At 74.9% G+C, this 20,550-nt stretch carries 20 protein-coding genes and 1 riboswitch; of the genes, 5 read left to right on the top strand and 15 right to left on the bottom strand.

The genetic code is table 11. The features are described 5' to 3' along the window. Nucleotides 1-103: 103 nt before the first annotated feature. Nucleotides 104-520 carry a plectin gene (locus AB0H37_RS23395; RefSeq protein WP_360615094.1) on the bottom strand — a complete coding sequence of 139 codons (417 nt, stop codon included), beginning with the start codon at nt 518-520 and terminating at the stop codon, nt 104-106. 117 nt (nt 521-637) lie between these two features. Between AB0H37_RS23395 and AB0H37_RS23390 the strand changes: the two genes are divergently transcribed. Beyond that, entirely contained in the window at nt 638-1,237 is a 600-nt protein-coding gene (locus tag AB0H37_RS23390; RefSeq protein ID WP_329090915.1) for a TetR/AcrR family transcriptional regulator C-terminal domain-containing protein, read from the top strand. 6 nt (nt 1,238-1,243) lie between these two features. Here the strand turns inward: AB0H37_RS23390 and AB0H37_RS23385 are convergent, their stop codons facing one another. The 3 genes from AB0H37_RS23385 to AB0H37_RS23375 all read right to left on the bottom strand — a co-directional run bounded on the left by AB0H37_RS23385 (nt 1,244) and on the right by AB0H37_RS23375 (nt 4,082). Continuing rightward, nucleotides 1,244-1,885: an LUD domain-containing protein gene (locus AB0H37_RS23385; RefSeq protein WP_360615092.1), complete on the bottom strand. Its 642-nt coding sequence runs from the start codon at nt 1,883-1,885 to the stop codon at nt 1,244-1,246. Continuing rightward, nucleotides 1,882-3,243 carry a lactate utilization protein B gene (locus AB0H37_RS23380; protein WP_360615186.1) on the bottom strand — a complete coding sequence of 454 codons (1,362 nt, stop codon included), beginning with the start codon at nt 3,241-3,243 and terminating at the stop codon, nt 1,882-1,884. The genes AB0H37_RS23385 and AB0H37_RS23380 overlap by 4 nt, the downstream gene beginning before the upstream one ends. Nucleotides 3,244-3,353: 110 nt before the next feature. After that, nucleotides 3,354-4,082 (bottom strand): (Fe-S)-binding protein, encoded by a 729-nt coding sequence (locus AB0H37_RS23375; RefSeq protein ID WP_329090917.1) that lies wholly within the window; start codon nt 4,080-4,082, stop codon nt 3,354-3,356. A 279-nt stretch (nt 4,083-4,361) separates the two neighbouring features. Here AB0H37_RS23375 and AB0H37_RS23370 point away from each other — a divergent pair, with 279 nt between their 5' ends. Beyond that, the gene (locus AB0H37_RS23370) at nt 4,362-4,565 is read left to right on the top strand and encodes a DUF5999 family protein (protein WP_179834844.1); all 204 of its coding nucleotides are present in this window, start codon (nt 4,362-4,364) and stop codon (nt 4,563-4,565) included. Nucleotides 4,566-4,599: 34 nt separating this feature from the next. On the opposite strand, the gene AB0H37_RS23365 is transcribed toward AB0H37_RS23370, so the two are convergent. Beyond that, the gene (locus tag AB0H37_RS23365; protein WP_329090920.1) at nt 4,600-5,280 is read right to left on the bottom strand and encodes an alpha/beta family hydrolase; all 681 of its coding nucleotides are present in this window, start codon (nt 5,278-5,280) and stop codon (nt 4,600-4,602) included. A 51-nt stretch (nt 5,281-5,331) separates the two neighbouring features. Between AB0H37_RS23365 and AB0H37_RS23360 the strand changes: the two genes are divergently transcribed. Continuing rightward, complete coding sequence (locus AB0H37_RS23360) at nt 5,332-5,757, top strand: PPOX class F420-dependent oxidoreductase (protein WP_360615089.1); 426 nt, start codon at nt 5,332-5,334, stop codon at nt 5,755-5,757. Here the strand turns inward: AB0H37_RS23360 and AB0H37_RS23355 are convergent. Both AB0H37_RS23355 and gcvP read right to left on the bottom strand, forming a co-directional pair. Beyond that, the gene (locus AB0H37_RS23355) at nt 5,754-6,875 is read right to left on the bottom strand and encodes a tetratricopeptide repeat protein (RefSeq protein ID WP_360615087.1); all 1,122 of its coding nucleotides are present in this window, start codon (nt 6,873-6,875) and stop codon (nt 5,754-5,756) included. The two genes, AB0H37_RS23360 and AB0H37_RS23355, sit on opposite strands and share 4 nt — an antisense overlap. Before the next feature lie 320 nt (nt 6,876-7,195). Continuing rightward, entirely contained in the window at nt 7,196-10,075 is a 2,880-nt protein-coding gene (gene gcvP, locus AB0H37_RS23350) for an aminomethyl-transferring glycine dehydrogenase (RefSeq protein WP_360615085.1), read from the bottom strand. Between the two features lie 172 nt (nt 10,076-10,247). Further along, a riboswitch (glycine riboswitch) is annotated at nt 10,248-10,342 on the bottom strand. Between the two features lie 271 nt (nt 10,343-10,613). On the opposite strand from gcvP, the gene AB0H37_RS23345 reads away from it, so the two are divergent. Then, a complete protein-coding gene (locus AB0H37_RS23345) occupies nt 10,614-13,088 on the top strand; it encodes a lysylphosphatidylglycerol synthase transmembrane domain-containing protein (RefSeq protein WP_179834839.1) in 2,475 nt (824 codons plus the stop codon). Between the two features lie 9 nt (nt 13,089-13,097). On the opposite strand, the gene AB0H37_RS23340 is transcribed toward AB0H37_RS23345, so the two are convergent. The 8 genes from AB0H37_RS23340 to AB0H37_RS23305 all read right to left on the bottom strand — a co-directional run bounded on the left by AB0H37_RS23340 (nt 13,098) and on the right by AB0H37_RS23305 (nt 19,067). After that, entirely contained in the window at nt 13,098-13,703 is a 606-nt protein-coding gene (locus AB0H37_RS23340; protein ID WP_179834838.1) for a MerR family transcriptional regulator, read from the bottom strand. Between the two features lie 323 nt (nt 13,704-14,026). Then, the gene (locus AB0H37_RS23335) at nt 14,027-14,497 is read right to left on the bottom strand and encodes a bifunctional nuclease family protein (protein ID WP_179834837.1); all 471 of its coding nucleotides are present in this window, start codon (nt 14,495-14,497) and stop codon (nt 14,027-14,029) included. 142 nt (nt 14,498-14,639) lie between these two features. Beyond that, nucleotides 14,640-15,371 (bottom strand): MerR family transcriptional regulator, encoded by a 732-nt coding sequence (locus AB0H37_RS23330; protein ID WP_360615082.1) that lies wholly within the window; start codon nt 15,369-15,371, stop codon nt 14,640-14,642. A gap of 39 nt (nt 15,372-15,410) precedes the next feature. Further along, nucleotides 15,411-15,941 (bottom strand): FHA domain-containing protein, encoded by a 531-nt coding sequence (locus AB0H37_RS23325; RefSeq protein ID WP_179834835.1) that lies wholly within the window; start codon nt 15,939-15,941, stop codon nt 15,411-15,413. Between the two features lie 311 nt (nt 15,942-16,252). Further along, entirely contained in the window at nt 16,253-17,071 is an 819-nt protein-coding gene (locus AB0H37_RS23320) for a DUF881 domain-containing protein (RefSeq protein ID WP_360615080.1), read from the bottom strand. Further along, on the bottom strand, nt 17,068-17,400 hold the full coding sequence (locus tag AB0H37_RS23315; RefSeq protein ID WP_179834833.1) for a small basic family protein: 333 nt from the start codon (nt 17,398-17,400) through the stop codon (nt 17,068-17,070). The genes AB0H37_RS23320 and AB0H37_RS23315 overlap by 4 nt, the downstream gene beginning before the upstream one ends. A gap of 22 nt (nt 17,401-17,422) precedes the next feature. After that, complete coding sequence (locus AB0H37_RS23310) at nt 17,423-18,346, bottom strand: DUF881 domain-containing protein (RefSeq protein ID WP_360615078.1); 924 nt, start codon at nt 18,344-18,346, stop codon at nt 17,423-17,425. A gap of 85 nt (nt 18,347-18,431) precedes the next feature. Next, a complete protein-coding gene (locus AB0H37_RS23305) occupies nt 18,432-19,067 on the bottom strand; it encodes a LysE family translocator (protein WP_329090937.1) in 636 nt (211 codons plus the stop codon). Between the two features lie 93 nt (nt 19,068-19,160). On the opposite strand from AB0H37_RS23305, the gene AB0H37_RS23300 reads away from it, so the two are divergent. Continuing rightward, nucleotides 19,161-20,501, top strand: coding sequence for a PLP-dependent aminotransferase family protein (locus AB0H37_RS23300; protein ID WP_360615076.1), 1,341 nt, complete (start codon nt 19,161-19,163; stop codon nt 20,499-20,501). The last annotated feature ends 49 nt before the right edge of the window (nt 20,502-20,550 follow it).

Here is a 20,550-nt window from a genome sequence, read left to right as displayed (position 1 = left end):
GTGCGGCGCGAGCACCCCCGGCGTTCCCCAGAGAGGGCAGACTCTCAAAGTTCGGTGGCCCGTGCCACCCGGTGACGCCGTGTCGCCACGCGTCCGCGGGAGCTCACACGCGCGCCGTGGGCCGCACCCTGAAGCTCAGCCGGTGCGCCTCCCGCGCCGTGCGCAGCCGGTCGACCTCGTCCGTCCACGGGCGCACCGCCGGGCGCGCCTTGGCCTTGCGGTAGGCGATCTCGGCGGCGCGGCGCGCCTTGGCGTCCTGCGCCTCCGTCGAGTACACCTTCGGGCCCATCGCGGCCCGCTCGGCCGCCTCGGCGGCGACGAGCACGGCCGTCATCGCCCGGTCGAACGCGACCGTCAGCTCCCGCAACTCCGGCTCGGCGGCGCCGGCCGCCTGCGCGTCCCGCAGCGCCCGCTCCGCGTCGCCCGCCGCCGCGAGCCGGTCGTCGTACTCGGCGGCCAGCCGCTGGTCGGCCTCGTACGGCTCCGCGACGTCCTTGCTCACCCGGCGGCCCAGCGGCATGGCGGTACTCCCTCGACGGTCGTGCAGTGTTCGATCGACGTAAGCGTACGCGGGCTCCCGGCGTGTTGTGGCGGCGGACACCCGGCTTCGGCCCTTTACGTAGTAAGGTCTCTCCTCATGGTCAGGCAGCCCAGCATCAACGCCCAGAACCGCGCCCCGCTGACCACCGAGCGGATCGTCGAGGCGGCCCTGCACATCGTGGACGGCCAGGGACTCGGCCGGCTCACCATGCGCCGGCTCGGCGACGCGCTGGAGGTCGAGGCGATGGCGATCTACCACCACCTCCCCCGCGGCAAGGAGCAGCTACTGGACGGGCTGGTCGCGCACGTCGCGGCGGCCCCGGCCGACACGTCGGCCTCCGGACGCTGGCAGGACGTCCTGCGGGCGTGGGCGGGCGGCTACCGCGAACGCCTGCTGGCCCACGCGGGCGTCCTCCCCCTGGTCGTCACGCGCCGCAACCCGGCCGCGCTCACCGCCACCCTCGCGTCGTTGCGGGAGGTGCTGCGCCGCGGCGGCGTCGCCGAGGACGCCGCGGCCGTCGCCGCGCACACCCTGCTCGGCTACGTGATCGGCCACGCGGCCCTCGAGGTGCGCGGCACCGCCGAGGACGGCGCCGCCGCCCGGATCGCCTCCGGCGAGGGCGGCGAGGCCGGCGCGGTCGACTGGGACGCGCGCTTCCGCGCGGGCCTCGGCGTCGTCCTCGGCGGCGTGCGCTAGGAGCGGTCAGTCCTCGATGAGGATGATCTCAAGGTGCCGGGGGCCGTGGGCGCCCTCGACCCGCGTCGTCTCGATGCCGTAGGTGGCGGACGGCCCGCTGATCCACGTCAGCGGGCGCGCCGGGTCGAGCCGCCCGACCGCCTCCGGGACCGTTCCGACGATCTGGTCGGCGTGCACCACGCACAGGTGGTAGCCCGGGACGAGGGCGAGCGCCCGCCTCCCCTGCGCCCGGCCGCCGTCGAGGACGACCGTGCCCGTCTGCGCGACGGCCACCGCGCAGCCGGTGACGACGCCGTCCGCCGCGGCGAGCGTGTCGAGGTCGACCGCCGGGGCATCGGCCAGCGCCCGCACGCCGTCCAGCTCGGCGAGCCACCCGAAGGGCAGGTCGGCCGGGACCACGATCTGCTTGGCCTCCCTCCCCCACAACGCGGCCGCCACGGCCGTGCCCGCCTCGTCCGCGCCGACGTGCCGGACCGCCGCGCGGTTGTCGGCGACCCGCTCGGTGAACAGCGCGAGGACGTCGGCCCTGGTCTCGGCGTCGGCCGCGGCCAGCCGCCGGGCGTAGCCGCGCGGCACCGGCGGACGCGCGCCCCGGGACCCGGCGAGCGCCTCGCGGACCCGGCGCAGCACCTCCTCGCGCGAGCTCATGCCCGCGTCCTGTCCCACCAGCCGCGGAAGCTCTCGGGCGGCGGCGCGGGAAGGTCGCGGGCCTCGGTCCACTTGCCGAGCAGGCCGGGGAGGCGGCGGATCCGCCCGCCGCGCGACAGCAGCCGCGCCCACCTGGCGCCGCGCCGCACCGCCGCCTCGTGGCGGCGCGGGTCGCCCATCGTCCAGGCGAGGCCGCGCATCAGCGCCATCTCGGGCGTCGGGACGGGACGCCGCCGGCGCGACTCCACCACCTTCCCCCGCAGGTGCACCAGCATGTCCGGAATGTCGATCTTTACCGGGCAGACGTCGGCGCAGGCACCGCAGAGCGTGGACGCGTAGGGCAGCGAGGCGTCGGCGGCGCTCTCCACACCGCGCGTCAGCGGGGTGAGCACCGCGCCGATCGGACCGGGATGGACGGGCCCGTAGGGGCGCCCGCCCGTCCGCTCGTAGACGGGGCAGACGTTCAGGCAGGCCGAGCAGCGGATGCAGCGAAGGGCGGCGCGGCCGACCTCGTCCGCGAGGGCGCGGGTGCGGCCGTTGTCGAGCAGGACGAGGTGGAGGGCGCGCGGCCCGTCGCCCGGCGTGACACCCGTCCACGACGAGACGTACGGGGTCATCCGGTCGCCGGTCGACGAGCGCGGGAGGAGCTGAAGGAACACCTCCATGTCATCCCATGTCGGGACAACCTTGTCGATACCGGCGACGCTGATCAGCGTCTCGGGGAGCGTCAGGCACATCCGCGCGTTGCCCTCGGACTCCAGCAGGACCAGCGTGCCGGTCTCGGCCACCAGGAAGTTCGCGCCGGTGACCGCGACGCGGGCGCGCAGGAACCGGTCGCGCAGGTGGGCGCGGGCGGCGGCGGCCAGCGCCTCGGGGTCGTCGGCCAGGCCGGGCCCGGCAGCCGGGACCGCGCGCCGGAACAGCTCCGCGATCTCCGCGCGGTCACGGTGCGCGGCCGGGGACAGCAGGTGGGACGGCGCGTCCTCGCCGAGCTGCACGGCCATCTCGGCGACGCCGGTCTCGCGGACGGTCACGCCCGCGCGGGCCAGCGCGTCGTTCAGGCCGATCTCCCGCGTCGTCGCGGAGGCCGCCTTGACGACCTCCTTGGCCCCGGTCGCGCGGACCAGGCCGGTGACGACGCGGCGCGCCTCCGCCGCGTCCGCCGCCCAGTGCACGGTGCCGCCGGCCTCGGTGACGGCCCGCTCCAGCTCCTCCAGGTGGGAGTCCAGGTCGAGCAGCGCGTCGTCCTTGATCGCGCGCCCGGCCTCGCGCAGGTCCTCCCAGTCGGCGGTCTCGGCCGCCGCGGCGGCCGCCCGCCCCCGCAGCGCGGCCGTCGCGCCGCGGAGGTTGCGGCGCATCCGGGTGTCGGCCAGTTCCGGCCGCGCGGCGGCGGCGAACTTCGGCCTCGGCGCCGGGACGGGCCCGCTCCTGCCTGAGGAGGACGGCGTCGTCCCCGGAGAGGAGGCCGTCACGCCGGCCCCGTCTCCGCGAGGATCTCGGCCAGGTGCATCGTCCGGACCCCGCCGCGCAGCCGCGACAGCGCGCCGCCGATGTGGGCCAGGCACGAGTCGTCGACCGCGCAGACCACGTCCGCGCCGGTGTCGCGGACGTGCCTGACCTTGTCGGCCACCATCGCGACCGACACGTCCGCGTTCTTCATCGCGAACGCGCCGCCGAACCCGCAGCACTCCTCGGCGGACGGCAGCTCCACCAGGTCCAGGCCGCGCACCGCGCGCAGCAGCCGCACCGGACGGTCGCCGACGCCGAGGGTGCGCAGGGACCGGCAGGACGGGTGGTAGGTGACCCGGTGCGGGAAGTACGCGCCGACGTCGGTGACCCCCAGGACGTCGACGAGGAACTCCGTCAGCTCGTAGACGGCGAGGGCCTCGGCGGCGCGCGCCAATCCGGGGTCGCGGGCCGTCCGGGCGATCTTCGGGTAGTCGTCGCGGACGGTCGCGGCGCACGACGCGGACGGCGCCACCACGACCTCGCAGCCCTCGAACGCGGCGGTGTGGGAACGGGCGAGCCCGGCCGCCTCGCGGTGGTAGCCGGCGGTCCAGTGGAACTGGCCGCAGCAGGTCTGCCCCGGCGGGAACGCCACCTCGTGCCCGAGCCGCTCCAGCAGCACGGTCACGGCCTTCGCGGTGCCGGGGAACAGCACGTCGTCGAAGCACGCGACGGACAGCGCGACCCGCACCGGCCTCACTCCCCCAACCCCTGCAAAGCCCGTTCCCCCGCCGAACATGGTAAGGGTTTCAGGCTCCGGCGGCGTGTCGTTCTTCGTCCGTTATCGCGCGGGAGGGACGCTACTGCGTGTCACCCCGGAGTGGGAGGGATCACACCCGTCCGGTACTCCGGTACCAAGGGACAACCGTCCCAACGGGCTATGGCCGGTGGGGGCGAACCACTCCACACTGGGGTGCGTCAGAACAGGAAAGCACCACGACCTACCAGTAGTTGAGACCGGAGGCACGCCATGTGCCCGCACCAGCCGCCTTGTCCCTCCCACAACGCACCCGACCGCGACGCCGCACGCACGCTGGCCTCGCACCCCGAACAGGGGTGGAGCCTGCTGTGCAACGGGGTCGTGCTGTTTGAGGACACCGGTGAGCTGCTGCCCGACGGGGAAGTCATCGCGCCGCACCGGCCGACGGACGCGCAGGCCACGTCCGCCGCTTGAGCGGTCTCCACGGGGGACTAGTTCAAACGGGTGATCATCCTCGGGGGCACGCCCACCCACCACCGGCCTCTGGGCCCGCACCGGGCCCGGAGCCACTGTACTCCCGGCCCGTCCGCATCGGACGGGCCGCCCATCGTCTCAGCCACGGCTCCACCGCCCGGCCGACCGCCGCGGGGTCCTTGCCGAGGTCGTGCCGCTCCTTCGGCAGGATCGTGACCTGCGCCGCGTCCGCCGGGTCGGGGACGCCGAACGGGTCCCGGTCGCCGTTGACGACGAGGACCTCGACCCCCGCCGACCGCAGCTCGTCCACCCGGGTCTTCTCCGGCCTGCCCGGCGGGTGCAGCGGGAACGCCAGCGCCACCACGCCCGCCGCCCCGGCGGCCGCCGCCGTCCGGCACGCCACCCGGGCCCCGTTGCTGCGGCCGCCCTGCACCAGCGGGACGTCCCCGAACCTCTTCCGCAGGACCGCGACGACCTCCAGCCACGCCTCGTCCTGCTTGGCCGCCGGGCCGGGCGCCCGCCGCCCGGCGAGCCGGAACGGCTGCGTCACCCGGGCGACGGCGCCGCCGAGCCGCAGCGCCTGCGCCCGCACCGCCAGCAGGTCGGCCGCCTCCACTCCCCCGTTCGACCCGTGCGTGAGCACCAGCAGGAACGCCGGGTCGTCGACCACGTCCAGCACCATCTCGGCGGGCCCGTGCGCCGTCGCGACCTTCATGTGACTCACGGTAGCGGCAGCCGCGGATGAGCCGTGCGGCAGACTGGGCCCATGGAAACGATGACCGACAGTGAGTGGCGCGCGTTCGTCCTGGAGGGCACCCGCACCGGCAAGGCCGCCGTCACCCGCAAGGACGGGTCGCCGCACGTGACGCCGATCTGGTTCGTCCTCGACGGCGACGACCTGCTGTTCAACACGGGCCGCCACAGCGTCAAGGGCCGCGTCCTCGCCCGCGACCCTCGCCTGTCCGTCTGCGTCGACGACCAGACTCCGCCGTTCTCGTACGTGCTGATCCAGGCCGAGGCGTCCCTCGTCGAGGACCTGGACGAGGTGCTCCGCTGGGCGACCGTCATCGGCGGCCGCTACATGGGCGCCGACCGGGCCGAGGAGTTCGGGCGGCGCAACGCCGTCCCCACCGAGTACCTCGTCCGCGCCCGCATCACCAAGGTGATCGCCGAGCGCGCCATCGCCGGCTAGCCCTCGGTCCAGTCCGGGGCGGCCGTGCCCGTCGCCAGGCGGAACCGCTCGGCGAAGCTCTCGTGCAGCAGCGGCCCCCACCCGTAGTCGCTCGGCACCCGCACCGCCCTGCCGAGGGTCTCGCGGGCGTCGCCCGACCGGCGCTCGGCGTACCGGACGGCGAGCAGCGCGTACATGTGGTCGAGGGCGCCGAACGCCTCGCCGGCGAGGGCGGGGAGCGACCCGTCCGACACGGCGTGCTCGACGACCGGCTCCCACCACAGGTCGCCGTCGCCGTCACCGTCGTCGTCGGTGTCGCCGAAGTCGCGGCGCAGCCGCGCCCGCACCTGCCCCGCGGTGCCGGGCTCGGCGAGCCCCCGCCGCCATACCTCGCCCGCCTCGGCGCCCCGCCCCCGCAGCGGCAGCGTCCGCGCCAGCAGCTCGGTGGCCAGCGGCCCGAACTCCGGGTCGGGCGGCTCCTCCCCCAGCGCCGCGCCGAACGCGCCGATCGCCTGGTCGAGGTAGGAGATGCCGAGCGCGACGGCGAGCCGCCCGTAGGCGTAGGGGGCGGTGCCCCGGTCGATCAGCTTGAGCCCGGCGGTCAGGACCCGCTGGGCCCGGGCGGGCTCGTCGCGCTCCAGCAGCCGCTGGGCCAGGTCATGCGCGGCGGGCGGCCCGTACTCGGCGTCCCCGGTCGCGATCACCGCCTCCCAGTGGTCGCGGGCGGTGTCGAAGTCGCCGGCGTCGTCGGCGATCCGGGCGAGGGCCAGGTGGGCGGGCGGCAGGTAGGCGGGGTTGCCGAAATCGACCACGACCCTCCAGGCGGGCGCCGCCCGCTCGTGCTCACCGGCCCGTTCGTGGGTGAGGGCCAGGTGGTAGGCGGCGCGCGGCCCGTACTCGGGGTCGGCGGTGGCGATCGCGGCCCGGTCGGCCTCCCGGGCGCGCTCGACGTGCCCGGCGTCGTCCAGGACGACCGCCAGCCCCAGCGCCGCCCGCGCCCGGAAGGGGGTGTCGCCCAGCGCGAGCACCCTCTCGAACAGCAGCGCGGCCCGCTCCGCCTCACCGTTCTCGGCGAGGCCGCGGGCCTCCTCGCACAGTCGCGCCGCGTCGTCGGATACCGCGTCCGGAGACTCGATCATCGCTCTTCTGCCCTCTGGGGGTCGGGGTCCGCAAAGAGCGTAGCGATCCGCCCTCTCCGACCACCTCCCGACACCCCGAAACCCCCGCCATGATCACAAATCCGTTCGACCGGACCGTCCCAAGAGGCACAGAGGCCACAGCGAGACGCGGACGGCGCTCGACCACCGTCCCGGCCACCGGCGACCTGAACCACCGCGATCGCGCCCGGAGGCAGGTCCGAGCGAAGCGAGAACCTGATCGCGCAGCGGGTCGGAGCGATGCCAGCGATCACACGGGTTACTTCTGGGCAGGCGCCTGGGGGCAGCTGCCCAGAAGGAACTCAATCTTCATACGCCTCAGGGGGCGGGCAGGAGCAGACGAGGTTGCGGTCGCCGTAGGCCTGGTCGATGCGGCGGACGGGCGCCCAGTACTTGTTCTCCCGCAGGGACGGGAGGGGGTAGGCGGCCTCCTCGCGGCTGTAGGCGTGCTTCCAGTCGTCGGAGACGAGGCAGGCGGCGGTGTGGGGGGCGTTCTTCAAGGGGTTGTCCTCGGCGTCGTAGCCGCCGTCGGCGACGCGCTGGATCTCCCGGCGGATCTCGATCATGGCGTCGCAGAACCGGTCGAGCTCGGCGAGGTCCTCGGACTCCGTCGGCTCGATCATCAGGGTGCCGGCGACGGGGAACGACAGGGTCGGGGCGTGGAAGCCGTAGTCGATGAGGCGCTTGGCGACGTCCTCGGCGGTGATCCCCGTCTCCTTGGTGATCTTGCGGAGGTCGGCGATGCACTCGTGGGCGACGAGGCCGTTGCGGCCGGTGTAGAGGATCGGGTAGTGCGGGGCGAGGCGGGCGGCGAGGTAGTTGGCGCCGATGATGGCGCCCTCGGTGGCGGCGCGCAGACCGTCCGGGCCCATCATCGCGATGTAGGCCCAGGAGATCGGCAGGATGCCGGCCGAACCCCACGGGGCGGCGGAGATGGGGCCGACGCCGGTGCCGGGGCCGGCCTCCTCGCGCAGCGGGTGGTTGGGCAGGAACGGGGCCAGGTGCTCGCGGACGCCGATCGGGCCGACGCCGGGGCCGCCGCCGCCGTGCGGGATGCAGAACGTCTTGTGCAGGTTGAGGTGGGAGACGTCCGAGCCGAACTCGCCGGGGCGGGCCAGGCCGACGAGCGCGTTGAGGTTGGCGCCGTCGACGTAGACCTGGCCGCCGGCCTCGTGCACGGCCGCGCACACCTCGGTGATCGTCTCCTCGAAGACGCCGTGCGTGGACGGGTAGGTCAACATGATCGCCGCGAGCCGGTCGCCGTGCTCGCCGAGCTTGGCGCGCAGGTCGTCGAGGTCGACGTTGCCGCCCTCGTCGCACGTGACGACGACGACCCGCATCCCGGCCATGACGGCGCTCGCGGCGTTGGTGCCGTGCGCCGAGGACGGGATCAGGCAGACGTCGCGGTGCTCCTCGCCGCGGGAGGCGTGGTAGCCGCGGATGGCGAGCAGGCCGGCCAGCTCGCCCTGGGAGCCGGCGTTCGGCTGGACGGAGACCTTCGCGTACCCGGTGATCTCGGCGAGGAAGCCCTCCAGTTCGCCGATCAGCTCGACGTAGCCGGCGGCCTGGTCGAGCGGCGCGAACGGGTGGACGGCGGCGAACTGCGGCCAGGTGATCGGCTCCATCTCGGCGGTGGCGTTCAGCTTCATCGTGCAGGAGCCGAGCGGGATCATGGAGCGGTCGAGCGCGATGTCCTTGTCCTGGAGCCTGCGCAGGTAGCGCAGCATCGCGGTCTCGGAGCGGTGCGCGTGGAAGACGGGGTGGGTCAGGTAGGGGCTCTCGCGGCGCAGGGCGTCCGGGAACGCCTCGGGGACCTCGGGGACCTCGCCGGCCGCGGCGGCGCCGAATGCCTCCAGCACGGCCGTGACGTGCGCGGGCAGCGTCGTCTCGTCGCAGGCGATGGCGACCCGGTCGGGCCCGTCCGGGCGCAGGTTGACGCCGCGCTCGCGGGCCGCCGCGACGACCTCGGCGGCGCGGCCGGGCACCCGGGCCAGGACGGTGTCGAAGAACGAGTCGTGCACGACCTCGACGCCGCCGGCGCGCAGCCCCGCGGCGATCTCGGCGGCCCGGCGGTGCGTCCGCTGCGCGATCGCGGCCAGCCCCTCGGGACCGTGGTAGACCGCGTACATGCTCGCCATCACGGCGAGCAGGACCTGGGCGGTGCAGATGTTGCTGGTGGCCTTCTCGCGGCGGATGTGCTGCTCGCGGGTCTGCAGCGCCAGCCGGTAGGCGGTGGCGCCGTCCGCGTCGACGGACACGCCGACGAGCCGCCCGGGAAGCTGGCGCTGGATGCCCTCGCCGACCGCCATGTAGCCGGCGTGCGGGCCGCCGAACCCGTAGGGGACGCCGAACCGCTGCGCGGAGCCCACCGCGATGTCGGCGCCGAACTCGCCGGGCGGGCGCAGCAGCGTCAGCGCGAGCAGGTCGGCGGCCACGACGGCCTTGGCGCCGCGCTCGTGGGCCTGGGCGATGACCGGCTCCAGGTCGCGGACGGCGCCGGACGCGCCCGGGTACTGCAGCAGCACGCCGAAGAAGTCGCCGTCGGGGAGGCCGCGGGACAGGTCGGCGATGACGATCTCGATGCCGAGCGGGATGGCGCGGGTCCGGACGACCTCGATCGTCTGCGGGAGGGCGTCGGCGTCGACGAGGAACGTCCCGGGGTCCTTGCGCCTGGAGACGCGGTGCGCGAGGGCCATGGCCTCGGCGGCGGCGGTGCCCTCGTCCAGCATGGAGGCGTTCGCGACGGGCAGCCCGGTCAGGTCGCCCACCATCGTCTGGAAGTTCAGCAGGGCCTCGAGGCGCCCCTGGGAGATCTCCGGCTGGTAGGGCGTGTAGGCGGTGTACCAGCCCGGGTTCTCCAGCACGTTCCGCATGATCACGCCGGGGGTGGTCGTCCCGTGGTACCCGAGCCCGATCATGGACGTCAGGACGGTGTTGCGGGACGCCAGCTCGCGGAGCCGGTCGAGCGCGGCGGTCTCGCTCAGCGCGGGCGGCAGCTCCAGCGGCCGGGACGTGCGGATCGCGGCGGGGACCGCCTGGTCGATCAGCGCCTCGGCGCCGGAGTAGCCGATGGCGGCCAGCATCCTCGCCTGGTCGTCCGGTGAGGGGCCCACGTGCCGGTCGGCGAACGCCGACCGCGGATGCTGCGGCGCGGCCACAGGGGCGAAGAACTGGGCGGTCATGGAGGGCCTCCTGGCTGCTGCGGTCGCTCAGGTCCACCGCCGGCGCCCGGCCGGCGGCGGGTCTCCCCCTCTGTCATCGGCACCTGAGAGCTTCACCCGCGCGGCGGGGTTTCCCCTTCGGTGAGCCGTCCCGCCCCGCGCGCGGGGACCGACGGCTGCTTTCCAGAGGTGCCTCGCCCGAGCGGTCCTTTTGCCTGAGAGGTTCCGGGGATGTTGCCCCTTCGGCGCCCCACGCTGGCGGCGTGGGGTCTCTCCCGCACAGGGTCGACGGCATGTCCTGGGTCGAACCCTACCCAAAGGCGCGTCCGCGACGTCGTTCCGGCCCGCCGCAAGGGGCCGCGCCCTCCGGCGGCGAGGCCGTACCGGCGAGTATCATGTGCTGACTCACCTGGGACTCGACGGTCCCGGGCCGCACGGGGGCGGGGAGATGAGGCTGCGGGATGGACGCGCGTCCCGGCGGCGGCCCCGCGACTCGACGGCGCGCCGCCGGGTCTGGGACGCTGATCACGATGGCGGATGGTCAGGGCGGCGGTACGGCGTGACACAGACCCACGACGGAGCGGTGCGCCCGGCGCAGGGTGCGACCGCCGGCGCGCCCGTCGACGAGCCCGCCCAGCCGTACCGGATCCGCCGGCCCTCCGACGCCATCCGGTTCGCGGCGTCCGTGGTGGGGCTGGCGGCGGTGATGCTGCTGGTGTCGATCGCGCAGCAGACGACCCACGGCCTGCAGACCGACATCGCGCAGGGCACCGCGCACGCGCCGCGGCTGCTGCTGACGCTGGCGACGCTGGTGTCCAGCTTCGGGGTGCTGGCCGTGCCGATCGCGTTCGGGATCGAGCGGCTGTTCCACAAGGACGGCATGCGCGTCGCGATCGCGCTGCTGGCCGCGATGATCGCTTTCGGCATCACGGTGGGCCTGGACGACCTGGTGGTGCGGGCCGCGCCGGGCGGCGTGCTCGACTCGCTGATCTGGGGCGGCACCGAGACCGCGCCGGTGCACACCGACATCGCCCCGGTGATCGCGTTCGTCAGCGCGGTCGGGATGGCGGGCCGCGCCCGCTGGCAGGCCGCGACCTGGACCATGATCGGACTGGCGGCGCTGACGGGGCTGACCGCGTCCTACGCCTCCGTCGCCGCGCTGGCGGCCACCTACCTGCTGGGCCGCGCCATCGGCCACGGCACCCTCTACGCGGTCGGGACTCCGAACCCGCGCCCGTCCGGCGCGGCCGTGGTGGCCGCGCTCGAACGGCTCGGGCTGCACCCGCTGCGGGGGGCGCGCCTGGACGGCGCGCACCACGCCGACGAGACCCGCCGCTACGGCGTCGTCCTCGCCTCCTGCCCGCAGGAGGGGTACGGCGCCCGGCTCCCGGCGGGCCGGGGGCCGCACGGCGACTGGGACGTGGAGGTCCGCGTCCTGGACCGCGACCAGCAGACCGCCGGGCTGCTCTACCGGGTGTGGCGGTGGCTGCGGCTGCGCGGCGCCACGACGGGGCGGACGCTGCGGTCGCTGCGCCGTTCGCTGGAGCTGGAGTCGCTGATGGCGTACGCGGTGGACGCCGCGGGCGCCCGGACGCCGCGGCTGGTCGGCACGTGCGAGGTGGGCACCGAGGCGGCGCTGCTGGCCTACGAGCACGTCCCGGGGCGGCCGTTCGGGGACGCCCCCGACGAGGAGATCACCGACGAGCTGCTGGCGGACGTGTGGCGGCAGTTCCGCTCCCTGCAGGCGGGGCGGCTCGCGCACCGGCGCCTGGAGGACGAGGCCGTGCTGGTCGGCGACGACGGCCTCGCCTACCTCACCGACCTGCGGTCCGGGGAGACGGCGGCCGGCGACCTGGCGCTGCGCCTGGACCTCGCGCAGCTGCTCACCACACTGGCGCTGCGCGCGGGGCCGGAGCGGGCGGTGCGGACGGCGGCGCCGGTGCTGGGCGAGGAGGCCCTCGGCGGTGCGGTACCGCTGCTCCAGCGGGTGGCGCTGTCGCGGGCGACCCGCACCGCGCTGCGGCGTCACAAGGACCTGCTCACCCGCATCCGGGAGCAGATCGTCAGACTGAAGCCGGAGACGGAGGCGCCCCCGGCCAAGCTGGAGCGGTTCCGGCCCCGGACCATCGTCAGCATCGTGGCGCTGTCGGTCGCGGCGTACATCGTCATCCCGCAGGTGACGAGCCTGGACATCGGCCGTCTGGCGGCCACGGCGAGCTGGCACTGGGTCGCGGCGGCACTGGGGGCGGCGGCGCTCACCTACCTCGCCGCCGCGTTCATGCTGATGGGGTTCGTCCCCGAGCGGCTGCCGCTGGGCCGGACGGTCCTGGTGCAGCTGGCCGCGTCGTTCGTGAAGCTGGTCGCGCCGGCGGCCGTGGGCGGCGTCGCCGTCAACACGCGCTACCTGCAGCGCTCGGGCGTCCGGCCCGCCCTCGCCGTCGCGAGCGTGGGCGCGTCCCAGCTCGTGGGGATGGTCACCCACATCCTGCTGCTGGTGCTGTTCGGGTTCCTGACCGGTTCGACGGCGAAGGCGACGCAGGACCTGGCCCCGTCCCGGACGATCGTGTTCGCGGTGCTCGGACTAGGGCTGCTCGCGGGGCTCGCGCTGACGGTGCCGCGGGTGCGGCGGGTGGTCGCCTCGCGGCTCGGGGCCATGTTCTCGGGCGTGGTGCCGCGCCTGGTGGACGTGTTGCAGTCGCCGCGGAAGCTGTCCACCGGGATGGGCGGCACCCTGCTGCTGACGCTGGCGTTCACGCTGTGCCTCGACGCGTCGATCCGGGCGTTCGGCGGATCGCTGCCGTGGACGACGGTGGTGCTGGTGTTCCTCACCGCGAACGCGGTCGGGTCTGCGGCGCCGACGCCGGGCGGGCTCGGCGCCGTCGAGGGCGCCCTCACGCTCGCGTTGACGATCTCGGGGCTGACGGCGGAGACGGCCACGTCGGCCGTGCTGCTCTACCGGCTCCTGACGCTGTGGCTGCCGGTCCTGCCGGGGTGGGGGGCGTTCGCCCTCCTGCAGCGCAAGGAGGCGCTCTGAGGCCTGGCCTCAGCCGGTGCGGCGGGCGCGCCGCCGGTCGGCGAGTTCGTCGTGGTGGTGTCCGGCGGGGTCATCGTCGCCGGTGGAGGCGCGTTCAGCGGGCAGTTCCGCCAGACTGCCCTCCACCTCCTGCCACACCCGTCCGAGCGCGATGCCGAACACGCCCTGCCCGCCCTGGAGGAGGTCGACGACCTCGTCGGGTGAGGTGCACTCGTAGACGCTGACGCCGTCGCTCATCAGGGTGATCTGGGCGAGGTCCTGGACGCCGCGGTCGCGCAGATGGGAGACGGCCGTGCGTATCTGCTGCAACGAGACGCCGGTGTCCAGGAGCCGCTTGACGACCTTCAGGACCAGGACGTCGCGGAAGCTGTACAGCCGCTGGCTGCCGGACCCCTGCGCCGACCGCACGCTGGGCTCCACCAGCTTCGTGCGGGCCCAGTAGTCGAGTTGCCGGTAGGTGATGCCCGCCGCGGCGCACGCCGTCGGGCCGCGGTAGCCGACATCCTCCGGTGGCGCCGACACCTGGGTGTCGAAGAGCAGGCCCTGCTCTCCGGCACGGCGGGACGCCACGCGCCTGTCGGGGGTCGCCTTGCCCTCGCCGCTGCTCACCGCCACGCGGACCTCCGGCTTCTATCATCCCGCAGCGGTTCGTCAAGGGGGTTTGACGAATTACACCACGGGTGTTCCACCAGCACGGTAGGTGCCGGTCAGGGTGTGGTCAACGTTCATCGTCGGCGCGTCGCATGCCCGGATGAACCGGCTTCACGTGGGCAAACTGCGCACCTTCGCCACCCGCACAGTCCATACCCCGATGGTTCCCCCGCAAAAACCGCCAGGTCCGGCGCAATGGGCGACCAATCGCCCCATGGCATGAACTCGCACTCCAGAGTGACATACGCCACAGGATTCACCCGCCCCCGGGGCGGGCGCGAGGCGGCCTAACCGGCGCGGCCGAAGTCCTCCGGAGTGATCGTGTCGAGGAACTCGCGGAACTTCTCGACCTCGTCCTCCTGCTCGTCGGGGATGGCCACGCCGGCCTCCTCCAGCACGTCCTCGCTGGCGAAGATCGTGGCTCCGGTGCGCAGGGCGAGGGCGATGGAGTCGGACGGGCGCGCGCTCACCTCGACGCCGTTGGAGAAGATGAGGTCGGCGAAGAAGATCCCTTCGCGCAGCGCGGTGATGTTGACCGTGCGGAGCTGGACGCTCAGGGCGTCGAGCACGTCGCGGAACAGGTCGTGGGTGAGGGGCCGGGCCGGCAGCACCCCCTGCTGGGCGAAGGCGATCGCGGTCGCTTCGACCGCCCCGATCCAGATGGGCAGGTAACGATCGCCCTCCGTCTCCTTCAACAGGACGATCGGCTGATTGGAGGGCATCTCGACCCGGACGCCGACGACCTCCATCTGCTTCACTGCGGCTCCCTGCTGGTTCTCGCTGTCTCGATCACCACGTGCAGCGGATCGATTCCTGACCGAACCATGTAGCCAACGTACACCCAGGCTCGGACAGCTCGCGGCGCACGGGGGGCGGCAAAATCCTCCACCGGCCGCGCGATCAGTGGTCGAGGCTCTCGCGCAGACCCGCGCCTACCAGCGCGGCGTGCAGCCGGACCGACAGCGCGGCGATCTCCCGCGCGGTCTCGGCGGCCTGCTCGTGCGCGCCGCGGCTGCGGCGGCGCAGCTGCGGCGCGACCATCTGCTCGATCAGGCCGACCTGCCGGTCGGCGGCGGCCTTGACGGCGCGCAGATGCCGGACCTCGAAGCCGAACTCGCCGAGCGCGGCGGCCACGCGCGCGATGTTCAGCGCCTCGCCCTCGTAGTGGGTCCCGGTCCGGCGGACGAGGCCGTACTCCTCCAGGCGCGCGAGGAGGGCCTCGTCGATCCCGGCGCCGTCCAGGAGCTGCCGGCGGGTGAGCCGCACGGCGGGGTCCGGCGCGGTGGTGTCGGCGGCCACGAGCGTGCGGGGGCGCCGCCGGTCCGGCTCGGCCGGGCCCGGGGGGCGCGCACCGAGCGGCGGGACGCTCTCCCCGCGGTCGCGCGCCTCCAGGTGCTGCCTGATGACGCGCAGCGGCATGTAGTGGTCGCGCTGCGCGGTCAGGACGTACCGCAGGCGCTCGACGTCGGCCTCGCCGAACTTGCGGTAGCCGGAGGGGCTGCGCTCCGGCTCGACGAGCCCTTCGGACTCCAGGAAGCGGATCTTGGAGATGGTGATGTCGGGGAACTCGGGCCTGAGCAGCCCGAGGACGTCCCCGATCGTCATCGGGGACCGGGCCGGCTCCGCGCTCAAGGGCCCTCCCATCGTTCGCCGCGACCTCGCCGCGTTCCGTCAGCCGTGGGCCGGGTTGGTCAGGAACACCAGCCGGAACTTGCCGATCTGGACCTCGTCGCCGCCCGACAGCCCGGCCTGGTCGATCCGCTGCCGGTTGACGTAGGTGCCGTTGAGGCTGCCGGTGTCCCGGACGGAGAACGCGCCGCCCTGCCTCGCGAACTCGGCGTGCCGGCGGGAGACGGTGACGTCGTCCAGGAAGATGTCGCTCTCGGGGTGCCGTCCGGCGGACGTGCGGTCCTTGTCGAGCAGGAAACGGCTGCCGGCGTTGGGCCCTCGCTTGACGACGAGCAGCGCGGTGCCCGGGGGGAGCGCCTCCATCGCCATCTGGTCGGGCCCGGCCGGCTCCTCGGCGCCGGCGTCGGTGTCCAGCGCCTCGAACCCCCCGATGGAGATCGTGGACGTGGACTCGCCCGGCGACTCCCGGGGAGGCGGTGGCGCCGAACTCCTCAGCGGAGTGCCGCAGTTCGAGCAGAAGCGGGCATCATCCGGGTTGGCGTGACCGCACTGCGTGCAGTAGACGCTCGGCATCGATCGGCTCGGCCTCCTACCATCGGCGTGCCGCCCGCGAGCCACCCGCCGTAGCGGGGGCCGCCTGCGCCACGCGCATCCTTCACCCAACCCACGCCGGGGACCCGCCCCCGACCACGGTCTCCAACTCACCGCCCCGCTCACGCGACGGTCGCCGCAACTTACGCGGGTATTACCCGAGGGGTCAACTGGAACGGTGAACCGGCTGCACCAAACTACATTCGTCGATGATCGCAGGTCCATGCCGCCGCGCGGACCGCCGCGATCACGACGTTGCGGCCCGGCGTCCGTTCACCGTCCCCCCGTTCCCTCTAGGGAGACCGTACCGCGCCGACGGCCACCTTCGCGCGCCGGGTGATCAGGACGCGGGCCCCGGCGCCCTCCAGCGTGCGGACCAGGCCCCCCGGGATGTTGAGCGCCGTCGTCATCGTGTGCGGGTCGCCGATCGCCAGGAACCGGTACGGGGCGGTGAGGAGCCTGCCGTCAGCGCGGACGCCGTCACGGTCGTCCATAAAGTGGGTGTCGACGCCGGCGCGCACGTCGCCGACCTGGATGACCTCGGCCCCGGCGTCGCGGAGCTCCTCCAGGGCGTCCAGCAGGTTGAGGGCCCTCACGCCGCGGCCGGGGTCGTCGATGCGCAGCTCGATGCCGGGGCCCTCGGCCGGGAGCGTGCCCGCCAGCAGGCCGTAGGTGGTCGCCCGCTCGCGCGCCTCCTCCAGGGCCGTCCCGCCCTCGGCGTCGCGCTCCAGCCGGGCCTTCGTCTCCTCCAGGTCGCGCAGGTCGCCTCTCAGCCGCTCGGAGCGCTGGCCCAGGTCCGCCAGGATGCCGACGAGCTCGTCCTGCCGCGCGGTGGCGAACGTGGTGTCGCGCTCGGTCGAGCGCACCTGGGCGGCGACCGCGAACCCCAGCACGAGGCACAGGAGCCCGCCGACGAGCTGTCCCGGGCTGACGCGCGGGCGCAGCAGATCGGCGAGGGCGCGCAGCCCTCCGGGCTCCGGCGGATCCCGCTCCTCCCCGGGATCCTGCTCGTCCCCGGGAGCCTGCTCGTCCTCGGGAGCCTGCTCGCCCTCCGGGGCCCGCTCGTCGTCCGGTGCGGGCGCGTCGCGCCGGGTGACCTCGCCGCCGGTCATGCGCCGAACAGCTTCCGCCGGATGGCCGCCGCGTTGGAGAAGATCCGGATGCCGAGGACGACCACGACGCCGGTGGACAGCTGCGAGCCGACGCCGAGCTTGTCCCCGAGGAAGACGATCAGCGCGGCGATCACGGTGTTGCTGACGAAGGAGACCGTGAAGACCTTCTCGTCGAAGATCCCCTCCAGCCGGGCCCGGACGCCGCCGAACATGGCGTCGAGCGCCGCCACGATCGCGATCGGCAGGTAGGGCTGGAGCCAGAGCGGGACGTCCGGCTGGATCAGGAAGCCCAGCGTGACGCCGACCACGAGCCCGATCAGCGCGATCATCGCCGGTTCCCCCCTCCCCCGCTCATCCGCCGGCCCCCTCGCGGGGGACGGCGTACCGCAGCCGGACCGCGCCGGCGGCGGGCAGCCGCACCTCGCCCGAGCGGCGCGTGCCGTATCTGATCCCGAACCGGTCGCGCAGCGCCGCGAGCCGCCGGTCCGCGGGCGATCCGGCGAAGGCCGCCCGCAGCCGCCCGGCGTCGCCGAGCGCCGTGACCTCGTAGGGTCCGCCGAGCGGCCGGTAGTCGACCATGATCGCCTCACCGGCGGCGCGGATCGCGGTGGTCGGGGTGAGCCGCTGGCCGTTGACTCCGATGGCCCGCGCGCCCGCCGCCCACAGCCCGTTCACCAGGACCTGGAGGTCCTGATCATAGACCCGGCCGCCGTCGGCGGCGTGGCCCGGCGCGGCCGGGACCCCGCGCGGGGCGTCGTCCAGCGTGACCACGAGGCCCTCGCCGGCGACGGGGGTGGCGGCCGCCGCGGCGCCCGCCGCGGCCACGTCCCGCCGGACGCGGCGGCCCTCGGCGCTGCGGGCCAGCGCGGCGGCCCGGCGGCGCTCGGTGTCGGCCCGCAGCCGGACGAGCCGGCGCTGCAGGGCGTCGGTCTCGGCGGTGCGGGCGCGGATCTGGCCGACGAGCTCGGAGTGCCGCTCGGCGGCCACCGGTTCGCTGCGGTGCACCTCGACGCCGGCGACGGCGGCCAGCGCCCCGGTCAGGGCGAGGACGAGCAGGACGCCCGCGCCCCGGAGCCGTCCCGGCCGCGGCGCGGCCCGGCCGGAGGCGGCCCGCCGCGCCGCGGCCTCGGCGTAGCCCGGGTCGAGGTGCTTGCCGGCGAACAGGTCGGCGAGCAGCGACATGGAGGCGTCGGGGCGCCGGCCGGGCGGCCGCGCCCGGTCCCCGGGCCGCCCGGCCTGCTCCCGCCTATCGGGCTCGTCCTGGCGTGCGATCACCGGCCCATCATGGCAAGGACCGGTACATCGGCGCGGGCCGCGTCCCCCGGAGGCCCGGGGCGTGCCGGGTCCGGGCGCGGGCGCCTCAGGCGGTCGCGGGGCGCAGGCCGATGTGGACGGCGAGGGCGGCCAGCACCGAGCCCATCAGGTAGCGCTGGGCGCGCCGCCAGCCGGGCCTGCGCGCGAGGAAGGCGGCGATGGAGCCGGCGCCGAGCACGATGAGGGCGTTGACGGTGACGGCGATCACGACCTGGACGGCGCCGAGCAGCAGGATCTGGAGGGCGACGTGCCCGCGCCCGGGGTCGGCGAACTGCGGCAGCAGCGACACGTACAGGACGGCGATCTTGGGGTTGAGCAGGTTGGTGACCAGCCCCATGGCGAACAGCCGCCGCGGCGGGTCGGCGGGCAGGTCCGCGGGCGCGAAGGCGGTGGTGCCGCCCGGCCGCAGCGTCTGCCACGCCAGCCACAGCAGGTAGCCGGCGCCGGCCAGCTTGATCGCCGTGTAGAGGGGCGGCACGAGCGTGAAGACGGTGGTGAGGCCCGCGGTGGCGGCCGCGACGTAGACGAGGAACCCCGCGGCGACGCCGCAGAGCGAGATCAGCCCGGCGCGGCGGCCCTGCGTCACCGACCGCGACACCAGGTAGATCATGTTGGGCCCCGGGGTGAGGACGAGGCCGAGGGCGAAGAGGGCGATGGCCGCGACGGCCCCGTACGAGATCATTGCGCTCCAGTCGACTCGAAGTTCTCCAAGAGTAGAAGTCGCGCTATCCTCGGTGCAATAAGAACATTGTTCTCGGTGCAATGTGGGGTTCACATGGACGACTTCCGGCGGGTCGCGGACGAGCTGGCCGCCGACATCGCGGCGGGCCGGCTGCGCCCGGGCGAGCGGCTGCCGCCGCAGCGCGCCTTCGCCCGGCGCCGCGGCATCGCGGGCTCCACGGCCAACCGCGTGTACCGGGAACTGGCGAGGCGCGGCCTGGTGGTGGGCGAGGTCGGGCGCGGGACCTTCGTCCGCGCGGGCGAGCGCCCGCCGGGGCCCGCGCTCGCCGAGCCCTCCGCCGCGCGCGTCGACCTGGAGCTGAACCACCCCGTGGTGCCCGAGCAGAGCGCCCTGCTCGCCGAGGGGCTGGAGCGCCTTCGCCGCCCGGACGTCCTGGACGCCGCGCTCGGGCCCGCCGGGGTCGCGGGGACCGCCGCCGCCCGCGAGGCCGCGGCGGCGCTGCTCGCCTCGCCCGGCCTGCGGCCCGCCCCCTCCGAGGTGCTGTTCGCGGGGAACGGCCGGCAGGCCATCGCGGCCGCCGTGGCGGCGCTGGTGCCGGCGGGCGGCCGGCTCGGCGTCGAGGCGCTCACCTATCCGGTGATCAAGGGGATCGCGGCCCGGCTCGGCGTGACGCCGGTCCCGATCGCGATGGACGAGCACGGGCTGCGTCCGGACGCGCTCGCCGACGCCCACCGCGCCGCCCCGCTCGGCGGCGTCTACGTCCAGCCGACGCTGCACAACCCCTGCGGCACCACGATGCCGGAGGGGCGCCGCGCCGAGCTGGCCGGCGCGCTGGAGCGGCTCGGCCTCCATGCCGTGGAGGACCGCGTCTGGGCGTTCCTCCCGGGCGGCGGGCCGGAGCCGCTGGCGGCGCACGCCCCGCATCGCACCGTGCTGGTCGACAGCCTCTCCAAGCGCCTGGCGCCCGGTCTGAGCCTCGGCTTCGTCGTCCCGCCCGCGGCGCTCGCCGGGCGCGTCGCCACCGCGCTGCGCTCCGGCGCCTGGGGCCCGCAGGGGTTCGCGCTGGAGGCGGCCGCGGGCTGGATCGCCGACGGGACGGCCGACAAGGTCGTGCGCGCCAAGCGCGCCGACGCCGCGGCCCGCCAGCGGATCGCGGCCCGGTGCCTGGAGGGCGCGGCCGTCCGGTCCGATCCCTGCTCGTACTTCTGCTGGTGGGAGTTGCCCCAGCGGTGGCGGGCCGAGACGTTCGTGGCGGCGGCCGCCCGGCGCGGCATCGCCGTCACCCCGGCCGCCGCCTTCGTCGTGGGCGGTGCCGCCGCCCCGCGCGCCGTCCGCTTCGGGCTGGCCTCCCCGCCGCCGGACGTCCTCGCGCGCGCCCTGCGGACCCTCGCCGGGATCGCCGCCGGGGATCCCGACGACGACGCCCCCGACTGACCGGTTCCGGCGGCTGGACGCGCACCGGAAGATCGTCCATCGTCGGGGT

The organism is Actinomadura sp. NPDC023710, assembly GCF_040639875.1.
GTDB lineage: Bacteria > Actinomycetota > Actinomycetes > Streptosporangiales > Streptosporangiaceae > Spirillospora > Spirillospora citrea.
This window is presented reverse-complemented; position numbering and strand designations above follow the sequence as displayed.